This is a genomic window from Ochrobactrum sp. SFR4 (genome assembly GCF_019730395.1).
Classification (GTDB): domain Bacteria; phylum Pseudomonadota; class Alphaproteobacteria; order Rhizobiales; family Rhizobiaceae; genus Pseudochrobactrum.
Map to the genome: position 1 here is coordinate 1 of NZ_JAAPBB010001323.1, position 239 is coordinate 239.

Consider the following 239-nt stretch of genomic DNA (forward strand, 5'->3'; position numbering starts at 1 on the left):
GCATCGGTGAGGAAATGGTCAATGTGGCCTATGATGCGCCGGTTGATATGGCGCCACGTAGCCAGATTGAAGATGCCGAGCGCCGCCTGTTTGAACTGGCAGAAACCGGTCGTTACGACGGCGGCTTCCAGCCTTTCAATGAAGCCGTTAAAACCGCAATTGATCTGGCGGGCGTTGCCTTCCAGCGTGACGGGCATCTTTCCGGTGTTTCCACAGGCATCCACATGCTGGATGGTAAG

General features: G+C 56.1%; 1 pseudogene. It reads left to right on the forward strand.

The annotated features are described in order from the left end of the window. Positions 1-239, forward strand: a pseudogene (locus HBA93_RS23315) (replicative DNA helicase); the annotation flags it as partial.